Below are 15,686 nucleotides of genomic sequence, written 5' to 3'. Positions count from 1 at the left end.
GGTGCTTGTGAATGCCGGAAGGTGAGATCCGGATGCCCAAGGGGACCTCACCTTCCATCCTGAACGATACCTGCTGATCAGCGATCCAGCGAAACGTTTTCAAAAACGTTGTTGCCGAGAGGCGTTTGCAGGTATCCATCCACCTTGCCTGAAACAGCGACGGCAAACGGCGTTTCATACATGAACAGGAGCGGTGCCGCTTCGGCATAGATTTCCTGCATCTGCTTGTACTGATCCGCCCGTTTTTCAGGATCCATCTCGGTGGAAGATGCTTCATACAGGGCGTTGAAATCGGCATTGTTCCAACCGGTGCCAACCGCCTTGCGGGTCGGGTAGTACCCCAGCCAGCCGGTAACCTGGCTCGGATCGTTCACATCATCCACCCAGCCATAGGTGTGAATGTCGAACTCGCCTGAACGGTTCTTCGAACCGCGTGTCGCACCATCGACCTGCTCGGCAACGAGATTGATGCCGATCGGCTGCCACATCTGCTGGAGTGCGGCAAAAATGGTGGCATCGTCGGCAGAGCCAGCCAGTGTGGTCAGCGTCACCTCTGTACCCGGCTCAAGCCCTGCTTCCGCCACGAGTGCCTTGGCCTTTTCCAGATCATAGCCATAAAGCGGGCTCATATCGACGGCCAGACGCGTTGCGGACGACATCACCGGTGAAGACATCGGCTTGCCGGCGCCTTGCAGGACCAGCCCGATCAGAGCTTCCTTGTTCGTCGCGTAGTTGATTGCCTGACGTACACGCTTGTCAGCCAGCGGATTCGGAGATCCGTCAGCCCGTTTTTCCCGCGTGTTGATCGGGGAATAGATGATCCTCGTGGAGGGGAAGAGGTTCATGTTGATCGACGGATCCGCATCCAGTTCGGCAACACGCGAGAACGGGATGAATTCTGCGATATCGACTTCGCCAGCCGTCAGTTTGAGAACGCGGGTGGCGTCGTCCGGAATGATCTGGAAGTTGACCCCGTCGATATAAGGCAGCGGCTTGCCATCTTCACCCTGCTTCCAGTAATGCGGGTTGGCCGTGAAAGCCATCGACGCGCCCTGCTCAAATCCGCTCAGATAGAACGGTCCGGAGCCCAGGCCCGGTCCGCCCTTGGCAAACAGGGCAGCCGATTTTTCCTGATCGGTTGCACCCGGAGCCGCCTCAAAGGCCTTCTTGGAGACGATTGCGGTGTTGAATGTGGCCAGCATCGACAGAAGCGCCGGGTCCGGATTCTCCAGCGAGATGGTGATATTGCCGCCATCTGCAGTGACCGAGGAGATTGCGGCCAGAAGCCCTGCCCACGGACCCAGGTCCGGGTTGCGGGCACGATCCAGAGAGAAGACCACATCTTCGCCCGTTACCGGGCTGCCATCGGAGAATTTGACACCGTCGCGCAGGACAAGCGACACCGTCTTGCCGTCCGCTGAAACTTCATAGCTTTCCGCCAGCGACCCCACCAGATCGGTTCCGTCTGCGGTCGGCTCCAGCAATGTGCTGAACAAGCTGCCAACCATCCAGATGTCAGGGTTTCGGTCCGCGTAGATCGGGTCAACAAGCTTCGACCCGTCATATCTTGCAAAATTCAGTGTACCGCCGCGCTCGACCGCGTCGGCTGATCCAATTGTAAAAGCGCCTAGAGCCGTGCTCATTGCCAGCCCGACGGCAAGTGCTGCAGCCTTCATGGTGTGTCCTCCCAGATGCACATGTCATGATGGGTTGAAGCTTATCCAATCAGCATGTCGCCGCAAGATATTTTTTTAGTATATCTGCTAAAATTTTGACATTTTTAGATTTCACTAAAGATTTTTGACTCTTTTAAGTTTTTGATTTTTTGTAGTTATTTGGATTTTTGCTCACCTTAAAATTCACTAAAAAAAATTTTAGTATTGATAAATTTTGCCATTTGACGAAGGCTGGATATAAGCGATCCGAGGCGATATAAGGGAACGCCGGAATGGAGGACCTTGATGACAACAAGCGGGCAGGCAGCCACACCAGCAGCTGAACAGGACACGCCAAATTACGGCGCGGTCATCCGGCAGCGACGCAAGGCCCTCGGCATGACGCTTGAGGATGTCGCCAAGGCAACCAATCTGACAATCGGGTTTCTGTCACAGGTAGAGCGCGGTATCAGCTCGCCGTCTCTATCTTCCTTCATGCGCATAGCAGGCGCATTGCAGACAAGCCTCGAGCAACTGATCAAGGTTCCCGAGCCTTACTCCGAATACGTTTCAAAGGACGCTCGCCAGTCCTATGTGCTTGGAAAATCAAAGCGTCTTTACGAAAAACTCGGCCCCGGATTTCCCGGAGCCCTGACCTATCCCTGCATCATCCATCGCCCGCCCGGACATGTCTCCGAGCACATGCAGCATGAAGGTGAGGTATTCTGCTATCTGCTGTCCGGGAGCTTGGAATATCACCTGGGGGACAACGTCCACATCATGACGCCGGGTGACTGCATCCATCACGACACCAGCAAGCCGCACTTCTCCAAGGTTCTGGGGGACGAAGAGTCGGTCGAATTGTGGGTCAGCTCGGCTCCCATCAAACACACAGGCGGCTGACGCCCCTTTGCCTCCAACGCATTCAGGAATGCGCAAGATGCCGTCCCGACAAGGATTGCACCATGATCGGGACATGGCATCGGGACTGCCCTCAAGCTGACGCAACCTTGGTCAGGAAACCATCAATCGTTTCAGCAAGCTTGCCGGTGTTTTCAGCAACTTCGGAAGACGTCCGAGACACGTCCCCGGCCGACTGCGACGTCTCGTCGACCGCAGACTTTACCCCGGTCATGTTTTCGCTGATTTCACGCGTACCGGAGGCCACTTCCTGAATGGAACTGCTGATCTCCGCGGTTGCGCTTCCCTGTTGTTCAAGCGCGTCGGTGATGGATCCGGTGAATTCGTTCACCCGGACCATCACTTCGGCAATCTCTTCGATCGCGGCAACCGTGTCGGCAGAAGCTCCCTGGATCGCATTGATCTGGGAAGAGATTTCCTCAGTCGCCTTGGAGGTCTGATTGGCGAGCTCCTTGACTTCTGCCGCGACGACGGCAAATCCCTTACCGGCTTCACCGGCCCGGGCCGCTTCGATTGTCGCATTGAGCGCAAGCAGGTCGGTCTGCTCGGCAATTTCCTGGATCAGTTGCAGAACCGCGCCGATCTTCTGGGCCGAAGCCGCCAGGCTGGCAACCTGCTCGTTTGCGGATGTCGCCTTTGTATTCGCAGCTGAGACCACTTCGCTTGTTTCTCCGATCTGGCGGGAGATTTCCGCGATTGAAGACGATAGCTCCTCAGAAGCAGAGGCCACCGTTTGAACGCTTGCGTAGGCTTGCTCGGTCGCCGCCGCGACCGTTGCCGCCCGCTCCGCGTTGACAGTTGAAATTTCCATCAAGGTTCCTGAAATTCGGCCCATATTTTCGGTGGACCGAGTGACAGGTTCCAGAAGCCCTCCGGTGTCGTCACGGAATTCGGCAATCAGCCCTTCGAGGCAATTCTGCCTTTGCCGCTCATTCTCGACAGTCTGCTGCTGCTCTTCCTCCAACTCGCGCTGACGCAAACCGTTGTCGCGAAAAACTTCGACTGTACGCGCCATCTGCCCCATTTCGTCGGCACGTTTCACGTAGGGTATTTCGATACGAAAATTGCCTTGCGAAAGGGCCGTCATTGTTCGCGACAAACTGCCGATCTGGCCCGTTATCCTGCGGATGAGAGCAACCAGAACCGCTGAAACCACCGCAATCGCAATCAACGTGACCACTAGCGCGGTCCACAAGGCCTCATTGCGTGCGCTTTGGATAGCTGTCTTATCGAAACCGACGTAATAAAAGCCCAGCGTTTGCGCCTCATCTCCGTCCATGCGAACCACCGGCTTGATACCGATCTCATAGTCCGCATCTTCGAAGAACACGGTTTTCATGTCGCCGTTGTCAGTGCGCATGTTCGCAGGGATTCGGGCCACAAGCTGCTCGGTTTCTTCATTCTCATTTCTGGTCAGGGAAGCGAAGATGCTGCCGTTTTCCTCCTGAACCACTGCCCAGGCAAAGTCCCTGTTTGTCAGAAGCGGTGCCAACAGACTGTCCGCAAGGTCCTGATCGAAATCCCAGATCGCGTTTCCGAGCGCCTGATTTGTCAGGTTCGCGCTCATCTTGATTTGCTGTTCGTAGGCCTGCTGAACCGCAGAAACCCGCTGCATTGCCGAGACATATGCAAACACAGCGAATGCCAGAGCGACAACCAGAACGATGGGTACCGTCGTGGTGAACTTAACCGATTGCCAGAATTTCATGATTTCCCCCGGATAAACTGGGTGATCGTGAGGAAGGCGGGAAAGGAAGCCGGCACAAAACCGCTCCGACAAGCGGTTCGGCGTCACCAATAGATCCAGTTCAAGCCCTTGAAGTAACGATCACCCGGTATGCTTCGTGGCCCGGCATGCCGGGCCACGGCGGTTTACTGGGCGAGTGGCCAGTCCTTGACGTAGTCGGTGACGCCGTATTTCGAGAGTGTCTCAGAGTAATCGTCCGAGGCTTTGAAGCTGGTCAGCAATTCGTTGAACCGCGCAAGGTCCTCAGCGGAGAATTTCTCATCCGCGAAAGCTATGCCGAGCGGCACACTGCCGACGGCAAGCGGCAGCAGTTCGACCTGCGAACGGGTGGCACTCTTGTCCAATTGCGCAAGCGACGCGATCGAGGAAAACACCGCTGCATCAAGACGACCACCGAGCACTTTTTTCAGGTTGGTCTCATCGTCCTTTGCCGGTTCAACGGAAACACCCTGAGCCTCCAGGGACGGATAGGCAAAACCCCGGCGTCCGCCGATTTTCTTGCCCCTGAGATCCGACAGCGAGGAGAAGTCGAATGCTTCTCCCTTTTTGACCACGAGGACATTGTAAGCTGTCAGGATGGGATCACTGTAATGTGCCTGTGACGCCCGCTCGTCGGTGCGCAGGACACCGATGGCCACATCAATTTCCCCTTTGTGAATGGATTGATAGAGCCTGGCAAATGGCAGCCGCGTCGCGGAGGCATCATATCCCATGTCCTGCAAAATCCTGCTGCTGGTGTCTCCCAGAATGCCAACCGGATCTCCCTCTGCGCCGACACCCGCAAATGGCAGACTGTCACCCGTCCCCAAGGTGAGCTTTTCCGATGCCAAAGACGGCCATGTAAAACCAACTAAAAATGCGAGTGCTATGCCGATTTTCTTCATGAGATATCTCTCCCCCAAACTATCTTGAGAATCATCATGAATAGGCAAACACATATTCTCAGAAATACACCTCAGGTATTTGCAAGAACGATTTTCAAATCAAACCTGATAATCAATTTTCACTTCATTAACTCTTTGATGCATTTACCAATACATAAAATCGATTTAAATCACGTGATTTGAAATGATCTGGACGGGCTACCCATTTTCAATCGCATACGGCTAAATGCGTATCCATTTTATTGTTTTTCCGAAAGGTTCTCATTCCACATGCCCCATGGTCCCCACGGGTTTTGAGCGCCATAGTCTTGGAAAACCAATAGATACAAGAAAGGTGGCCCGTGTCTCATTCGTACTACGCTCCGAAAGGCGGTCATCCAGGGCAGGAAACGCTTTTGACCGATCGTGCCGTGTTCACGGACGCCTATGCCGTGATCCCGCGCGGCACAATGCGAGACATCGTGACGAGCAACCTTCCTTTCTGGAATGACACCCGACTTTGGGTGCTTTCCAGGCCCTTGTCCGGATTTGCCGAGACCTTTTCCCAGTACATCATGGAAGTCGCCCCGGGAGGCGGTTCCGACAGACCCGAAACAGACCCTGCCGCGCAGGGCGTCCTGTTCGTTGTCGAAGGCGAGGCCGCGCTGACCGCCGAAGGTCGGACTTACGATCTGCGACCGGGAAGCTATGCCTATCTGCCACCGCAAATGGACTGGACATTCAGGAACAACGGAACCGAACCTGTTCGCTTTCACTGGGTGCGCAAGGCCTATGAGGCCGTTGACGGACTGGACTGGCCCGAGCTGTTCGTCACTCATGAAAGTGAAATCACGCCGTCTGAAATGCCCGACACAGACGGAAAGTGGGCGACCACCCGTTTTGTCGACCCTTCCGACCTGCGCCACGACATGCACGTGAACATTGTCAGTTTCGCGCCCGGCGCCGTTATCCCCTTTGCGGAAACCCACGTCATGGAACACGGACTTTACGTGCTTCAGGGCAAGGCCGTTTACCGCCTCAATCAGGACTGGGTCGAAGTTGAGGCAGGCGACTACATGTGGCTGCGCGCCTTCTGCCCGCAAGCCTGCTATGCCGGCGGCCCCGGGCCGTTTCGCTACCTGCTTTACAAGGACGTCAACCGGCACATGCCGCTGAGACCTGCTTCGCGCTTTGAAGCGGGCACCAAGGCGGCGTTCAGGTCCGCGGCTGAGTGACCTCCCCACCCAGTGCGGTCGTCAATGCTTTGGCAGCCTCTTTCACCGAGGCTGCCAGGGCATCGATCTTGTCAGCCGAGACGCGGCTGGTGGGTCCGGAAACCGACAGACCGGCGACGACTTCGCCGTAATTGTCAAAAACCGGAGCTGCGATACAGCGCATGCCGAGGTTCTTTTCCTCGCCATCAATCGAATATCCACGCGCCCGGATCTTTTCCAGGTCATCCTTCAACGCGGCCGGATCACACAAGGTATGCTCTGTGAATCTTTCCAAGGAGCTTCGTTTCAGGATCCGGTCACACTGAGCCTCTTCCATGAAGGCAAGCAGTGCCTTGCCGATCCCGGAGGCGTGTAAAGGCGACAAGGTTCCTGGCGGAAAGAACGCCCGGATGTTCGCATGGGTCTCGACCTGACTGACGAACAGAACATTGCTTGATTTTTCAACGCCCAGATTGGCCGTTTCCCCGGTCTCTTCCATCAGTTTGCGCAACACGGGCCGGGCCCTTTCAACCAGGCTGGTCCGCCGAAGAAAACGGGCCCCGATAATGAAGGCTCCAGGTCCGATATGCCAAAGCTGTTGCGCCTGGTCGAACTCCACCAACCCTCTCGTTTCCAGCGTGAACAGTATCCGGTAGAGCGTCGCGGTGGATTCACCGAGCTGCTCGGAAAGGGCTGAGAGGGACACCCCTGACTGAGTGCTCAGATGCTCGAAAACCGCCATGGCACGGTCCAGCGACTTGATCGTATTCTGGCTGGATTTGTCGTCCCAGGCCCGAGGCCGGCCACGTGCTCGGCGGCTGGCATTACGATCCATTTTCATCTCATCCATGAGACATTCTCTCCAAAAAACGAAAAATCAATTCATCATATGAAAAATTCATCTATTTGACAACATTAGGTTTTTTCTTCTTTTTCGTTTTTGAAAAATTATTTTAAAAAAATTGCGTGCTTCAGGCCGTGTCCTTTACCGTTCAGGAAACCGCGAAAGGAAACGGCCATGAGCTTTCAAAATCCTGTTTTCATTCCAGGTCCGACCAATATGCCCGAGGCCCTTCGCAAGGCCTGCGACATGCCGACCCTGGATCACCGTTCTCCCTTGTTTGGAGAAATCCTTCAGCCCGCCCTCGCCGGTGTCAAAAAGGTCCTGAAGACCGACATAGCCGATGTCTTTGTTTTTCCGTCCACCGGAACAGGCGGCTGGGAAACGGTCATCACCAACACGCTGAGCCCGGGAGACAAGATCCTGGCAGCGCGCAACGGCATGTTCTCCCATCGCTGGATCGACATGTGCCAACGGCACGGCCTCAAGGTCGAGATTGTCGAAACGCCGTGGGGTGCAGGGCTTCCGGCCGACAGGTATGAGGAAATTCTCTCAGCCGACAAGAACCATGAGATCAAGGCGGTTCTTGCCACCCATAACGAGACGGCGACCGGCGTCAAATCCAACATTGCAGCTGTTCGCCGCGCGCTGAACGCTGCCGGCCATCCGGCATTGCTCTATGTCGATGGCGTCAGCTCCATTGCCTCGATGGATTTCCGCATGGACGAATGGGGCGTAGATGCCGCCGTTACCGGGTCACAAAAGGGCTTCATGCTGCCGGCCGGCCTCGCAATCGTTGCGTTTTCGCCAAAGGCGCAAGCGGCTGTCGAGACCGCAAAACTGCCGCGTACATTCTTCGACATTCGCGACATGATGAAGTCCTATGCATCAAACGCCTATCCCTACACGCCGGCCGTTGGCCTGTTGAATGGCCTGAAGCAAAGCTGCGACATGCTTTTGGGCGAGGGACTGGAAAATGTTTTCACCCGTCACCATCGCATCGCGGAAGGTGTTCGGGCCGCCATCCGGGCCTGGGGCCTGGAACTCTGCGCGAATTCTCCGGAGGTCTACTCTGACACTGTCAGTGCAATCCGGACACCCGAGGGCTTCAACGCCACCGACATCGTCACCCATGCAGCCGGGAAATACGGTGTCGCGTTTGGCGTTGGCCTCGGGGAAGTTGCGGGCAAGGTTTTCCGCATCGGTCACCTGGGCAGCCTGACCGACGTCATGACCCTGTCGGGTCTTGCGACTGCCGAGATGGTCATGGCTGACCTTGGTCTCGACATCAAGCTTGGCTCCGGTGTTGCCGCTGCTCAGGACTACTACCGAAACGAGGGAGCAATTGCTTCCAAGGAGGCAGCGTGAAAACCGACGCCATGAACACCTATATTCCGTCCCTTGAAGACATGCTGGTGGCGCATGAGCGCATCAAGCCGCACATTCATCGCACCCCGGTCCTGACCTCATCGTTCCTGAACGACCTGACCGGCGCCGAACTGTTCTTCAAATGCGAGAATTTCCAGAAGGCAGGCGCCTTCAAGGTTCGGGGGGCATCCAACGCCGTCTTCGGTCTTGACGAGGAAACTGCCAAAGCGGGCGTGGCGACGCATAGTTCGGGCAATCATGCACTCAGCCTTTCCTATGCTGCCGGGCGCCGTGGTATTCCGTGTCACGTGGTGATGCCTCGCACGGCACCGCAGGCCAAGAAGGATGCCGTGCGCGGATATGGTGGCATCATCACCGAATGCGAGCCTTCGACAACGAGCCGGGAAGCCGTGTTTGCGGAAGTTCAGGCTGAAACCGGCGCGGAATTCGTGCACCCCTATAACGACCATCGCGTTATCGCCGGGCAGGGAACCTGTTCCAAGGAACTGCTGGAACAGACCGATGGGCTGGATGCGGTGATTGCTCCGATCGGCGGTGGTGGCATGGTCTCCGGCACCTGCCTGACCCTTTCCAACCTGGCGCCGGACGTGAAGATCTATGCGGCAGAACCGGAGCAGGCGGACGATGCCGCGCGCAGTTTCCGGGCCGGTCACATCATTGCCGACGACGCCCCGCAAACCGTGGCCGACGGCCTGAAGGTTCCGCTCAAGGAGCTGACCTGGCACTTCGTTTCCAATCACGTCACCGACGTGCTGACTGCCTCGGAACAGGAAATCGTTGATGCCATGCGCCTGATCTGGGCGCGGATGAAGATCGTGATGGAACCGTCTTCAGCCGTGCCACTGGCCACTATCTTGAAAAACAAAGACGTCTTCGCCGGCAAGCGTGTCGGTGTCATTATCACCGGTGGCAATGTCGATCTGAACAAACTGCCCTGGACGCTCTAATTCGGGAGACTGACCCAATGAACGCTCACACCAAAACAAATACCGGTTTTGAAAACTACGAAGTCGGATACGACATCCCTGCCCTGCCGGGCATGAATGAAGCCGATATCCAGACGCCTTGCCTGGTGCTCGATCTGGACGCGCTGGAGCGCAACATCAAGAAGATGGGCGATTACGCCAAGGCTCACGGCATGCGCCACCGGGTTCACGGCAAAATGCACAAGTCCGTTGATGTCGCAAAACTGCAGGAACGTCTCGGCGGCGCTGTTGGCGTCTGCTGCCAGAAAGTCAGCGAAGCCGAAGTGTTCGCCCGCGGCGGTATCAAGGACATTCTGGTGTCCAACCAGGTACGCGATCCGGCCAAAATTGACCGACTGGCGCGCCTGCCGAAACTTGGTGCTCGTACGATCGTGTGTGTCGATGACCTTGCCAATGTCGCCGATCTTTCGGCAGCAGCAGTCAAACACGGCACGACCCTTGAGGTCTTCATCGAGATCGATTGCGGTGCCGGACGCTGTGGCGTGACTTCAACCGAGGCAGTCGTTGAAATCGCCAAGGCTGTCGATGCGGCAGACAATCTGAAATTCACCGGCATCCAGGCCTATCAGGGCGCCATGCAGCATCTCGACAGCTACGAGGCACGCAAGGAAAAACTCGATATAGCCATTGCCATGGTGAAGGACGCCGTCGAAGGCCTGAAGGCAGCCGGCCTTGAACCGGAACTGGTTTCCGGTGGCGGCACGGGCTCCTACTATTTTGAATCCAACTCCGGCGTTTACAACGAGCTGCAATGCGGATCCTACGCTTTCATGGATGCCGACTACGGCCGGATCCTCGACAAGGACGGCAACCGGATCGACCAGGGTGAATGGGAAAATGCGTTTTTCATTCTCACCCAGGTCATGAGCCATGCCAAGACGGACAAGGCGATCTGCGACGCCGGTCTCAAGGCCCAATCCGTCGACAGCGGCCTGCCGTTCATCTACGGCCGGGACGATGTCGAATACGTCAAATGTTCTGACGAGCATGGCGTCATTGCCGATCCGAAGGGCGTCTTGAAAGTCGGCGAGAAACTGAAGCTGGTTCCGGGCCATTGTGATCCAACCGCCAATGTTCATGACTGGTATGTCGGCGTCCGCAACGGCAAGGTCGAAACGGTCTGGCCGGTTTCCGCCCGCGGCAAAGCCTACTGAGGCAATAGCAAATACCTCGATTTTGTCATCCCGGCTCGCGCTTCGCTTGGCCGGGATGACGATTGTGATGATTTCTCTTAAAGCGGCCACACAGAGAGGTCGGCGCTGTTCCTACAATCGGAGACCCAAATGATCATTGTTCCTGAAAAGGAAATTGCCGGACTGATTGGCCGTGCAGAGGCCTTTGAAGCCATCGAAAACATCTTTGCGGCCATGTCGAGCGGTGCGGCTTACAATTTTCCGGTCATTCGCGAAGCCATCGGACACGCCGATGCGCTTTACGGTTTCAAGTCCGGCTTCGACCGCTCTTCCCTCGCTCTCGGCCTGAAGTCCGGCGGCTATTGGCCCGGCAATGCCGAGAGAGGCCTCACCAACCACCAGTCGACGGTCTTTCTGTTCGATGCCGATACGGGTCAGGCAAAGGCGGTGGTTGGCGGCAACCTGTTGACAGCCCTGCGCACTGCGGCCGCATCCGCAGTCTCGATCAAACACCTGGCCCGCAAGGATGCCAAGGTGCTGGGCATGATCGGAGCGGGTCATCAATCCGCCTTCCAGATGCGCGCGGCAGCTGAACAGCGAAACTTCGAAAAGGTCATCGGCTGGAATTTTCACCCGGAGATGCTGTCCCGGCTTGAGGAGACTGCGTCCGAACTGGGCTTGCCCTACGAGTCCGTCGATCTGGACCAGATGGGCGCTGAAGCGGATGTCATCATCTCGATCACCTCGAGCTTCAAACCGATCCTCAAGGGCGCTCAGGTGCGCGCGGGCACCCATATCGCCTGCATGGGCACCGACACCAAGGGCAAGCAGGAGGTCGACGTGGAGCTGATCGCAAAGGCGACGCTCTTTACCGACGAGGTTGCCCAGTCCGCAACGATTGGCGAATGCCAACATGCCGTCGCAGACGGAATTGTCTCTAAGGACAATATAAATGAGATTGGCGCCGTAATTAATGGTACGCATCGGGGAAGGACGTCGGAAAGCGAGATAACGCTGTTCGATGGCACCGGTGTCGGTCTCCAGGACCTTGCCGTTACCTCCGCCGCGGTTGATCTGGCAATCAAGAAGGGCGTCGCAATCGAAGTGGACTTTTAATCGGGTCTTTGGAATGCGGATAGTCATCAATGGGTTCGGCCGGATCGGCCGAACCGTTTTGCGTCAGGTTCTCAGTTTACCTCAAGACAAAACGATCGAAGTGGTGCGGATCAACGACATCGCCCCGCTGGAAACCTGCACCTATCTTTTCAAGTATGACAGCGTCTTCGGCCCCTATCCGGGCGAGGTCTCTCTCAACGACGAATGCCTGACGGTGGATGGGCGGACCATTCCCTTTACCGCAGAGCCGGACCTGTCCGTTGCCGACCTTTCCGGTGTCGACATCGTGATGGAATGCACGGGCAAGGCCGACACCCTAGACGTCGCCGAACGGGGCTTGAAGGCCGGGGCCGCAAATGTGCTGATCTCCGGTCCGTCTCCAGCTGCCGAAATCACTCTGGTCCTGGGTGCGAATGAAGAAAAGCTCGGCGACCACCGCATTGTCTCCAACGGATCCTGCACGACCAACGCCCTGGCGCCACTGTTGCGTGGCATTGATGATGCCATCGGCATCAAGTCCGGCCACATGACCACCATTCACTGCTACACGGGAAGTCAACCGATGGTGGACGCCCCGCGCGGACCTTTGGAGCGCAGCCGTGCCGGCGGGGTTTCCATGGTGCCGACCACCACCAGTGCCACCAAGCTCGTTGGAAAAGTCCTGCCGCAACTGGAAGGCAAAGTGTCCGGCGCTGCGGTTCGTGTGCCTGCGATCAGCGTGTCTGCCGTTGATCTGACGCTGACGCTTGCCGAATCTCTGGACATTCCCGCCAACACCGCCCTGCAGAACATCTTCTCGGACAGTCCTGTCATCGGCTTCACCAATGACCGGGTTGTCTCGACGGACATGCGTGCAAGGCCTGAATCCTTGGTTATCGCCCTTCCCGAAACGCTGGAAGCAAATGAACGGCAGCTGCGCATTTTCGGCTGGTATGACAATGAGTGGGGGTTCTCCGCGCGCATGATCGATATGGCGAGGCTGATGGCGGGACGGTGAGTGCGCCCAAATTACTATACCCACATAATCAAACTACCTAACAGCACTTCTCGGCTCCTAACCGAAATGCGCAAGCAAACGTTGTTTGCTCTAAGCAGAATGGGAGAGAGTTGAAGTCGTGGCGGCTGGTGCAACGACCAACCGCCTTTGTCGTTTTAGGCCGCTGCAGGTGGCGAGGGCGGAAGCAGTTTAGGCAAGTATTCAAGCGCATTGTTGTCCCGACCGGTGAAGTATTTGACCGCTCGGTTGGGCAACCATTCTTCGTTGAAATGCTCCAGCCAATGATGGAGAAGCCGATTAGGGTATGCTTTTGCCGAGACGCGCCGTCCATCTTCAAATACATGTATGTAGGTCGGTAGTGCGTCTGTATCGATACCGTGTTCTTCTCGAAGCCACTTGCAGAACATTCGGCCATGAGAGATGTCGGGCATCATATGTTCCGGCATAGTGTAACCCATGATTTCAAGCGGAGCGACTAGGGCTTGCGTTAGCGCGGTGAGAATTGAAAAGTGCCCGTAAGGTACGTTTTGATGGTTGGCGACATAACGTCGTAAGTGATAGGGCATCTCCACTCTGGACGGAGCAGCTTTTCCTGACATCCAGTCAAGGACCCATTTGCTGACCTTTACTGCAAAGCTCGGAGAAAGCCACTGCGCAAGATGGATAGCGACCTGCGGATGTACCCATGTACCCTGAAGGCGGGGATCTCCTCCCTTAAGTGATTGAATTAACTCCGATGTCGGAATACCGATATCGGATGATAACTCCTTAGCGAATTCCTTTGCTTGGTTGGTATCCCAGTACCGACTCCAAGGACGCCCCGCCGCTTGGCACATACCGGTTGCGTTGATGTAACCATCTTTTGGGCGTTGGTAGATGATTTCTCCCTGCGCCTCATGGGGGATGAGTTCAAAGTGCTGTTGCATGCGGACATAAACCTTTCGTTATGTCTTTATGCGGTAGCTCGGATTAATTGTTGACAAAACGCATGTTACATACAATATGTCCCAGTGATCACGAACAACCGCAAGGTTGAGATAAATGGCCCGGTTAGGTGTTACCGCACCGCCGGGTCGTTCCTTTTTGTCACGCAATTTACGTGACCTTGGGACTCTGGTGATTGACACTCTAAGTTTCAAGATGGTTGTGTGATTTTCTCCTTAACTTTCTGCGTGTTGCCAACAACCTTTCCAAACACTGCTAGCCAGATACGCCATCGCAAACCCAATAGAACGGCCTACAAGTTCCCAATTGATTTCGCGGCGATATTCGCATGCAAGAGGGAATCAATCCCAGCGATATGACAACGACAAACTCCACAAACAAAAAGGGCCGCTGACGCGGCCCTTTCTTTCTTGGATGCCTGACGCGATTACGCCGGATCTTCGTGCGGCAGAGAACCTTTGCCATGGCCTGCCAAACCACCGGAAACTTCCTCGGTGGATTCTTCGGAAAGCTCCTCCGGCAGCACCAGGTTGAGAACGATAGCGATCGCCGCAGCCGGCAAAAGGCCGCTGGTCAACAGGATGCGCGCCGTGTCGGGCATATGCTGCAGAGCGCCCGGCTCCAGCTGCAGGCCGAGACCGATGGACAGGGAAATCGCGAAGATGACCATGTTGCGCCGGTTCCAGTTGACGTCCGACAGCATGGAGATACCTGCCGCGACAACCATGCCGAACATGACGATCACGCCGCCGCCGAGCACCTCGATCGGCACTGTGCGGATCACGCTGCCCACCTTCGGGATCAAGCCACAGATGATCAGGAAGATCGCACCGAAGGTCACCACGTGACGGCTCATCACACCGGTCATGGCAATCAGTCCGACATTCTGGCTAAACGAGGTGTTCGGGAAACCACCGAAGAAGCCGGCAAGCGCCGTTCCCACACCGTCGGCGTAGGTTGCGCCTTCGATTTCCTTGTCGGTTGCCTCACGGCCTGCGCCCCCTTTGGTGACACCGGAAACGTCGCCGACGGTCTCGACCGCGGAAACAAATGCCATCAGACAGAAGCCGATCACGGCGGCCAGTGAGAACTCAAAGCCGTACTTGAAGGGCTGCGGCAGGGCGAATACTGCGGCATTCGACCAGGACCCGGAAATCGCTTCGAAGCTCAGCATGCCGGTCAGAAGGGCGTAGATGTAGCCGGCAATCAGGCCCAGCAGGACCGCGGCAACCGACAGCATCCCCTTTGCGAAGAACTTGAGCCCGAGCGTCACCAAGATGACCACCGCAGCTGCCGACCAGTTCAGCAGGGATCCGTATTCCGGGGTGCCGATTGCCGGTACGCCGCCCGCGGCATACTGGATGCCGACCTTGACCAGCGCCAGACCGATCATGGTTACGACAAGTCCGGTCACAAGCGGCGGCAGGGCAAAGCGGATCTTGCCGATGAAGAGACCCAGCGCGGCGTGGAAGAAGCCGCCTATGATCACGCCGCCGAACAGTGCGCCAAGCGCATCCACACCCTTGCCCGCCACGATCGGGATCATGATCGGCAGGAAGGCAAAGGACGTCCCCTGCACGATGGGCAGGGCCGAACCAACAGGGCCGAGTGTCATTGTCTGCAGCAGGGTCGCAACCCCGGCAAACACCATCGACATCTGGATCAGGTAAAGCAGTTCCGGAAAATCAGGCGAGTTTGTGCCAAACCCGAATCCGGCGGCACCGGCAACAATGATGGCTGGTGTCACGTTGGACACGAACATTGCCAGCACGTGCTGAATGCCAAGCGGCACCGCCTTCACCAAAGGCGGCGTGTAGTTGGGATCGCGCAGTTGTTCTGCGGTCCCTATCGTTGAGCTGTCCATTTGTACTCCTCAGAA

General features: G+C 56.5%; 13 protein-coding genes. 7 read left to right on the top strand and 6 right to left on the bottom strand.

All coding sequences use genetic code 11. The features are described 5' to 3' along the window. Nucleotides 1-77: 77 nt before the first annotated feature. Nucleotides 78-1,676 (bottom strand): ABC transporter substrate-binding protein, encoded by a 1,599-nt coding sequence (locus ABLO27_RS26710; protein WP_353037152.1) that lies wholly within the window; start codon nt 1,674-1,676, stop codon nt 78-80. A gap of 285 nt (nt 1,677-1,961) precedes the next feature. Here ABLO27_RS26710 and ABLO27_RS26705 point away from each other — a divergent pair, with 285 nt between their 5' ends. Continuing rightward, on the top strand, nt 1,962-2,558 hold the full coding sequence (locus ABLO27_RS26705) for a helix-turn-helix domain-containing protein (protein ID WP_353037151.1): 597 nt from the start codon (nt 1,962-1,964) through the stop codon (nt 2,556-2,558). Between the two features lie 91 nt (nt 2,559-2,649). On the opposite strand, the gene ABLO27_RS26700 is transcribed toward ABLO27_RS26705, so the two are convergent. Both ABLO27_RS26700 and ABLO27_RS26695 read right to left on the bottom strand, forming a co-directional pair. Beyond that, a complete protein-coding gene (locus tag ABLO27_RS26700; RefSeq protein WP_353037150.1) occupies nt 2,650-4,284 on the bottom strand; it encodes a methyl-accepting chemotaxis protein in 1,635 nt (544 codons plus the stop codon). 164 nt (nt 4,285-4,448) lie between these two features. After that, complete coding sequence (locus tag ABLO27_RS26695; protein WP_353037149.1) at nt 4,449-5,207, bottom strand: substrate-binding periplasmic protein; 759 nt, start codon at nt 5,205-5,207, stop codon at nt 4,449-4,451. Between the two features lie 341 nt (nt 5,208-5,548). Here ABLO27_RS26695 and ABLO27_RS26690 point away from each other — a divergent pair, with 341 nt between their 5' ends. Beyond that, nucleotides 5,549-6,421: a bifunctional allantoicase/(S)-ureidoglycine aminohydrolase gene (locus ABLO27_RS26690; protein WP_353037148.1), complete on the top strand. Its 873-nt coding sequence runs from the start codon at nt 5,549-5,551 to the stop codon at nt 6,419-6,421. Here the strand turns inward: ABLO27_RS26690 and bhcR are convergent. Continuing rightward, nucleotides 6,402-7,250: an HTH-type transcriptional regulator BhcR gene (gene bhcR, locus ABLO27_RS26685; protein WP_353037147.1), complete on the bottom strand. Its 849-nt coding sequence runs from the start codon at nt 7,248-7,250 to the stop codon at nt 6,402-6,404. The two genes, ABLO27_RS26690 and bhcR, sit on opposite strands and share 20 nt — an antisense overlap. A 168-nt stretch (nt 7,251-7,418) precedes the next feature. Here bhcR and bhcA point away from each other — a divergent pair, with 168 nt between their 5' ends. The 5 genes from bhcA (at nt 7,419) to ABLO27_RS26660 (ending at nt 12,862) form a co-directional block, all read left to right on the top strand. Then, nucleotides 7,419-8,609 (top strand): L-aspartate--glyoxylate aminotransferase BhcA, encoded by a 1,191-nt coding sequence (bhcA, locus tag ABLO27_RS26680; RefSeq protein ID WP_353037146.1) that lies wholly within the window; start codon nt 7,419-7,421, stop codon nt 8,607-8,609. Nucleotides 8,610-8,620: 11 nt separating this feature from the next. Continuing rightward, a complete protein-coding gene (gene bhcB, locus ABLO27_RS26675; protein WP_353037204.1) occupies nt 8,621-9,577 on the top strand; it encodes a beta-hydroxyaspartate dehydratase BhcB in 957 nt (318 codons plus the stop codon). A gap of 17 nt (nt 9,578-9,594) precedes the next feature. Further along, a complete protein-coding gene (bhcC, locus tag ABLO27_RS26670; protein ID WP_353037145.1) occupies nt 9,595-10,770 on the top strand; it encodes a 3-hydroxy-D-aspartate aldolase BhcC in 1,176 nt (391 codons plus the stop codon). 129 nt (nt 10,771-10,899) lie between these two features. Next, nucleotides 10,900-11,865, top strand: coding sequence for an iminosuccinate reductase BhcD (gene bhcD, locus ABLO27_RS26665; RefSeq protein ID WP_353037144.1), 966 nt, complete (start codon nt 10,900-10,902; stop codon nt 11,863-11,865). 13 nt (nt 11,866-11,878) lie between these two features. After that, nucleotides 11,879-12,862, top strand: coding sequence for a type I glyceraldehyde-3-phosphate dehydrogenase (locus ABLO27_RS26660; RefSeq protein ID WP_353037143.1), 984 nt, complete (start codon nt 11,879-11,881; stop codon nt 12,860-12,862). A gap of 155 nt (nt 12,863-13,017) precedes the next feature. Here ABLO27_RS26660 and ABLO27_RS26655 read toward each other — a convergent pair whose 3' ends face one another. Next, nucleotides 13,018-13,788, bottom strand: coding sequence for a KilA-N domain-containing protein (locus tag ABLO27_RS26655; RefSeq protein WP_353037142.1), 771 nt, complete (start codon nt 13,786-13,788; stop codon nt 13,018-13,020). Between the two features lie 446 nt (nt 13,789-14,234). Further along, nucleotides 14,235-15,671: a nucleobase:cation symporter-2 family protein gene (locus ABLO27_RS26650; RefSeq protein ID WP_353037141.1), complete on the bottom strand. Its 1,437-nt coding sequence runs from the start codon at nt 15,669-15,671 to the stop codon at nt 14,235-14,237. Nucleotides 15,672-15,686: the final 15 nt, after the last annotated feature.

This window comes from Roseibium sp. SCP15 (assembly GCF_040329435.1).
Taxonomy (GTDB): Bacteria; Pseudomonadota; Alphaproteobacteria; order Rhizobiales; family Stappiaceae; genus Roseibium.
This window is presented reverse-complemented; position numbering and strand designations above follow the sequence as displayed.

Excerpts from the sequence above, each read along its gene's own strand:
- ABLO27_RS26655 (WP_353037142.1), bottom strand. The coding sequence starts at position 13,788 with ATGCAACAGCACTTTGAACTCATCCCCCATGAGGCGCAGGGAGAAATC.
- ABLO27_RS26650 (WP_353037141.1), bottom strand. The coding sequence starts at position 15,671 with ATGGACAGCTCAACGATAGGGACCGCAGAACAACTGCGCGATCCCAAC.
- bhcC (WP_353037145.1), top strand. The coding sequence starts at position 9,595 with ATGAACGCTCACACCAAAACAAATACCGGTTTTGAAAACTACGAAGTC.
- bhcA (WP_353037146.1), top strand. The coding sequence starts at position 7,419 with ATGAGCTTTCAAAATCCTGTTTTCATTCCAGGTCCGACCAATATGCCC.
- ABLO27_RS26695 (WP_353037149.1), bottom strand. The coding sequence starts at position 5,207 with ATGAAGAAAATCGGCATAGCACTCGCATTTTTAGTTGGTTTTACATGG.
- ABLO27_RS26700 (WP_353037150.1), bottom strand. The coding sequence starts at position 4,284 with ATGAAATTCTGGCAATCGGTTAAGTTCACCACGACGGTACCCATCGTT.
- bhcR (WP_353037147.1), bottom strand. The coding sequence starts at position 7,250 with ATGGATGAGATGAAAATGGATCGTAATGCCAGCCGCCGAGCACGTGGC.
- bhcD (WP_353037144.1), top strand. The coding sequence starts at position 10,900 with ATGATCATTGTTCCTGAAAAGGAAATTGCCGGACTGATTGGCCGTGCA.
- bhcB (WP_353037204.1), top strand. The coding sequence starts at position 8,621 with ATGAACACCTATATTCCGTCCCTTGAAGACATGCTGGTGGCGCATGAG.
- ABLO27_RS26660 (WP_353037143.1), top strand. The coding sequence starts at position 11,879 with ATGCGGATAGTCATCAATGGGTTCGGCCGGATCGGCCGAACCGTTTTG.
- ABLO27_RS26710 (WP_353037152.1), bottom strand. The coding sequence starts at position 1,676 with ATGAAGGCTGCAGCACTTGCCGTCGGGCTGGCAATGAGCACGGCTCTA.
- ABLO27_RS26705 (WP_353037151.1), top strand. The coding sequence starts at position 1,962 with ATGACAACAAGCGGGCAGGCAGCCACACCAGCAGCTGAACAGGACACG.